Here is a 3,957-nt window from a genome sequence, read left to right as displayed (position 1 = left end):
GGCCCGCGTCGCCGAGGAGCCCCTACGGACTGGACTCACCGCTCAACGGCGAGGACGCTGCCCTGGTCCGCCCCTACCTGGTCGCGTTCGAGGAGAGGCAGCGGCAGCGGGAGCGCCGCCTCGTCCTGGTCGTCTCCGCGGACTTCGGCGTCGACCTTGATCGGCAGATGGTCGGCGTGCGGGGGGCGGCCTGATGACCGGCACAGGCACTGGCACCAACACCGGTGCCACGATGTGCGGCGCCCGCCGCCCGGGGTGGGAGTGGCCGGACTACGGGCATCATCGCCTGCCCTGTGTCCTGGGGTACGGCCACGACGGAGACCACCGCGACGCCCTCGGTCACGCCTGGCTCCAGCGGCCCGGTGTGGTGGAGTGCGTGGCGGTGCTCCCCGATGCGGCGGGGGTCGCCTGCCTGCGGATCGTGGGGCATGACGGCCCGCACCGCGATGTCGCCGACCGGGAGTGGGCCGGTGGTGTGTGCGAGGTGTGTGGGTCGGCCGAGCAGCCGCATGTGACCGTCACCACGGGCAGCGGCGGAACTGCACGGCACCGGCAGGTCTGCCAGCGGTGCGCCCGTAGCGATGCTGCCGTCGTCGTACGTCGGCCCGTGCGGATGTGCGTGCGCTGCGACCGGATCACCGACACCCCGGTCCTCGTCTCCGAGGTGCATCAGAACTCCGGGCCCGGGTTCAGCGTGTACGCGTGCGGCGACTGTGCGCCCCACTTCCCGCCACTCCCCGACGTGTTCGACCTCTTGCAGGCCGGACGCCGGGATGCGGCAGGAGACCGGTGAGCGCACCAGCCGCCGAGCAGCTCGGGCCGGAACTGCATTTTCAACTCAGGTGGGTGTGGATCTTCCTGAGGCAAGTGCTGTTCAGCGTGCCGCCCGCATGGCATAGATGATGCCCAAGATGCCGACCGCGATCATTCCGCCCCCCAGCCAGGCCCGGCGAGCACCCCACACACCCGCGTCAGCAGGCCACACGGTAGCTGAGTCGGGGAGCGGCCGGTCGGCGTCCGGGATTGCGGCTGCGATCTCATCGATCCGGTTCTGGATCCGGTGTTGTTCAGCGTCCGTCAGCCCTTCGCTGCCCAGCTGTCTGCCGAGCCTGGCCACCTCATCGTTCTGGGCCTCGGTGAAGCCAGGCAGGTCGACCCTTGGGGACCCTCCTATGACGTAGCTGGGCACGCAATCCAGAGGTGTCCCGTTCTCGATGTCGAGGTACAACTCGTGTCCACCGCTGCATTCATCGCCAACTTGCTGGAACGCGACCTCGTACATGTCGCCGGCGCTGCGCTGCTCCAGAACCCCTATCGGCACGAACACGAGACCGGCAGCCGCGAGCCCGACGCCGCCGACCGCGGCGAGTGACGCCAGGAACACACGCATGCACACCTCTCCTACGAGGGCGGACCGCATCACCCAGCCACCCTGGTCCGATCCGGCACCCGAGGCTGGGACGATAGACGGGTGCCGCCGGGACCCGTCCCGTGGAATGGCGCGGGGACCGCGCCCGGCAGTGGGCCGCCTGACTTCTCACATGTCCGGGCCAGGCGCGCGCGTCGAGGGGAAGCTCGCCCGGTGGTCGGACAACTGGAAGTTCCCGCACACCGAGATCCCCGTGCGCAAGTACCGTGCGGTGGTCGTCGGTTATGTGGCCCAGCGCGCGGACGACTACGGCTGGCGGCTGCAAGACCCGGCACACCAAAGGCCGTTGATCGAGCTGAAGCTGAGCCGCGTCCATCCGGCGCAGGCACCTTCTTGATGGCACGCGCAACGGCTCATCGCAGTTACCCCCTTGCGGGTGGCGTCTTCCCACCCGTTAACGTCTGTGGCAGTGCGATCACCGCGACACGGGGGAGAGGCGACGGCCAGTGACTGGCTATTACCGGGTCGAGCTCGACTCGCTCAAAGCTCACCAGCGACCTCGGCGACTGCGCCGATGACCTGCGGGCAGCCATGAAGCTCCTCAAGGACTTCGGCCCCAAGAGCTCGGGATTCAGCGAGCTGGACGATGCCTGCGACGACTTCCAGGACTCCTGGAGTTACGGCATCGGCAAGATCGCCGACGCCACAGGGAAGATCACTGATGGGCTGGGCCGAACCAGCAAGGTGTACACGGCGCTGGAGCAGCAGATCGCAGAAGGGCCCCTTTCCCGACGAGGGCCGTCTGCTGCTGCTCAACCTGAGCACCACGGACGTCGAGGACCTGTATTTCTACCAAGCCGTGCTGGCCACCGAAGGCGTCCGGAACGTCCATGACGAAGTCGAGTACCGGTCCGAGCAGGTTCACCGCAAGGTCGACGAGATCCGCGACACGGCGGACAGGGTCACGAGCGCGATCAACCCCTTCGGATAACCATCATCAACTCCTCACTGACGACGCGGAAGCACATGCACCCACCACAGCCAAGCCCAAACCCGGACGAACTCACCTTCCTTGTCGATGACCCCGGCCCGCGGGATGAGGCCCTCGGAGTATCCGCCGACCTCCTCTACGTGATCAAGGACAAGCAGAGATCGCCCCTGGCGCGGATCTACTGGCGACCAGCCACCGCGCAGCTTCTTGTGCAAGACGCCCACGGGGGAGGAACTCTCTGCTCCGCGGTGGAGACATCTCCGGCAACCCATGATGTCTACACACCGGAAGGCGCCGCTCTGGCACGCGTGGAATTCCGCAGAGGAAGATTCCTCCCATGGCCACGACGCACTCGATGGACAGTGACGCTGCCGTCCGGGTCACGCATCACAGGAAAGAAGGGTACTTGGTACGCCTGGACCCTCTGTATCGGGTTTTTCCCCCTCTGGTTCCCGGCTGGCCTGGCGATGCGCCTGTACTCCTTTTGGGAAGGCGAATCAGAGATAGAGGTCAACTTCCCCAGGCGAACACGCTGGTACGGCCCCGCCTTTTCCCTACTCCTCGACTATCGTGGGATCAGCGAACCCGCCTACCACTTGAAGACGCAGCACGTGGACTATCGCCTGGCATTCGTCCTCGCAACCATCAAAACTCAGCAGGAAATGCCGAATACGGACAACAAGGCCTTTTCAACAACGTGATGGTTGCGGTGCGTGACGGCGTACGGTGATCGGGGCGGTGACCCGAGGTCGGATAGGGGTGAAGCCAGCCCCTGGCAGGAACAAGGGAACTGTCCTTCGGCTGACCGCACCCCTGATCAGAAGGAATTGCGGGATGAACAAGGACTGCCGTGACGAGATCCAGCCGCTCCTCCACTCCGGAGAGCGGCTGCTCGCGGTATGCGAGTGCGAGACGGCTCCTGGCGTACCGGAGCGGCCGGTCTGGCTACGGCAGCCGCCCCAGGAGTCAGAGCTGGAGCGCAGGCTCAAGTCCCGCCTTCCAGGGGCAGTGCAGCGATTCCTGCGTCCGCCCGAACCGAAGCCCGTCACCCGGTTCGAGCGGACGATGGAGGGTGCTGACCAGAAGACCGAGAACGCCCTCACCCGGGCGGCCCACGGCAAGGGCATGCACGGAGATTGGGAGAGCCAGGCCGGGCAGTTCCTGGTGACGCACTACACCGCGGGACGTTTGCCTGCCTCGACGTTGGCGGTCGCGTTCACCGACCGCCGGGCGCTTGCCTTCGCCGACCGCGCCAAGCTGTGGCAGTCCGGTCGGGCGTACGAACTCCAGTGGGAGGCCCCGCGCACCAGCGTTCTCGGAGTCCGTGCGAACCCCAAGGGAGTTCTCCAGCGAGGCCGATTCGAGCTCGTGTTTGCAGACGGTTCATGGATCGCGTTGGTGGCATCAGTGCCGACACAAGCGGAGCCGTTCGCCGCGCAGTTGAGTGGCTCGGGACCTTTGTGAACTCATGGTCCCGCAGCGGATTGGTGCTGGACGCCAGGGTAGGCGGAGGAGCGAACAGGCCTTGATGGAACCGCACTCAGCATTCGGCGGCGGCAAAGCAGGATGCGTAGGGGGAGCGCAGCGTCGAGCAAGC

General features: G+C 66.4%; 6 protein-coding genes and 1 pseudogene. 6 read left to right on the top strand and 1 reads right to left on the bottom strand.

All coding sequences use genetic code 11. From position 1 onward, the window contains the following. Both GFH49_RS39505 and GFH49_RS40425 read left to right on the top strand, forming a co-directional pair. Window positions 1-194: pseudogene (locus GFH49_RS39505) on the top strand (hypothetical protein); the annotation flags it as partial. After that, the gene (locus GFH49_RS40425; protein ID WP_230396495.1) at window positions 194-793 is read left to right on the top strand and encodes a hypothetical protein; all 600 of its coding nucleotides are present in this window, start codon (window positions 194-196) and stop codon (window positions 791-793) included. The pseudogene GFH49_RS39505 and the gene GFH49_RS40425, both read left to right, overlap by 1 nt. An 81-nt stretch (window positions 794-874) precedes the next feature. Here the strand turns inward: GFH49_RS40425 and GFH49_RS25915 are convergent, their stop codons facing one another. Further along, entirely contained in the window at window positions 875-1,390 is a 516-nt protein-coding gene (locus tag GFH49_RS25915) for a hypothetical protein (RefSeq protein WP_155058503.1), read from the bottom strand. 151 nt (window positions 1,391-1,541) lie between these two features. Between GFH49_RS25915 and GFH49_RS25910 the strand changes: the two genes are divergently transcribed. The 4 genes from GFH49_RS25910 to GFH49_RS25895 all read left to right on the top strand — a co-directional run bounded on the left by GFH49_RS25910 (window position 1,542) and on the right by GFH49_RS25895 (window position 3,824). Then, window positions 1,542-1,766, top strand: a complete 225-nt coding sequence (locus GFH49_RS25910) for a hypothetical protein (RefSeq protein WP_155058502.1) — start codon at window positions 1,542-1,544, stop codon at window positions 1,764-1,766. Window positions 1,767-2,090: 324 nt separating this feature from the next. Continuing rightward, window positions 2,091-2,360 (top strand): hypothetical protein, encoded by a 270-nt coding sequence (locus tag GFH49_RS25905; RefSeq protein WP_155058501.1) that lies wholly within the window; start codon window positions 2,091-2,093, stop codon window positions 2,358-2,360. 140 nt (window positions 2,361-2,500) lie between these two features. Next, window positions 2,501-3,061, top strand: a complete 561-nt coding sequence (locus GFH49_RS25900) for a hypothetical protein (protein ID WP_155058500.1) — start codon at window positions 2,501-2,503, stop codon at window positions 3,059-3,061. A gap of 133 nt (window positions 3,062-3,194) precedes the next feature. Continuing rightward, on the top strand, window positions 3,195-3,824 hold the full coding sequence (locus GFH49_RS25895) for a hypothetical protein (protein ID WP_155058499.1): 630 nt from the start codon (window positions 3,195-3,197) through the stop codon (window positions 3,822-3,824). Window positions 3,825-3,957 lie beyond the last annotated feature (133 nt).

It is taken from the genome of Streptomyces blattellae (assembly GCF_009709555.1).
GTDB lineage: Bacteria > Actinomycetota > Actinomycetes > Streptomycetales > Streptomycetaceae > Streptomyces > Streptomyces blattellae.
The sequence above is the reverse complement of the archived record's forward strand: the minus strand, read 5'-3'. Positions and strand labels throughout refer to the sequence as shown.

Excerpts from the sequence above, each read along its gene's own strand:
- GFH49_RS40425 (WP_230396495.1), top strand. The coding sequence starts at position 194 with ATGACCGGCACAGGCACTGGCACCAACACCGGTGCCACGATGTGCGGC.
- GFH49_RS25915 (WP_155058503.1), bottom strand. The coding sequence starts at position 1,390 with ATGCGTGTGTTCCTGGCGTCACTCGCCGCGGTCGGCGGCGTCGGGCTC.
- GFH49_RS25910 (WP_155058502.1), top strand. The coding sequence starts at position 1,542 with ATGTCCGGGCCAGGCGCGCGCGTCGAGGGGAAGCTCGCCCGGTGGTCG.
- GFH49_RS25905 (WP_155058501.1), top strand. The coding sequence starts at position 2,091 with ATGGGCTGGGCCGAACCAGCAAGGTGTACACGGCGCTGGAGCAGCAGA.
- GFH49_RS25895 (WP_155058499.1), top strand. The coding sequence starts at position 3,195 with ATGAACAAGGACTGCCGTGACGAGATCCAGCCGCTCCTCCACTCCGGA.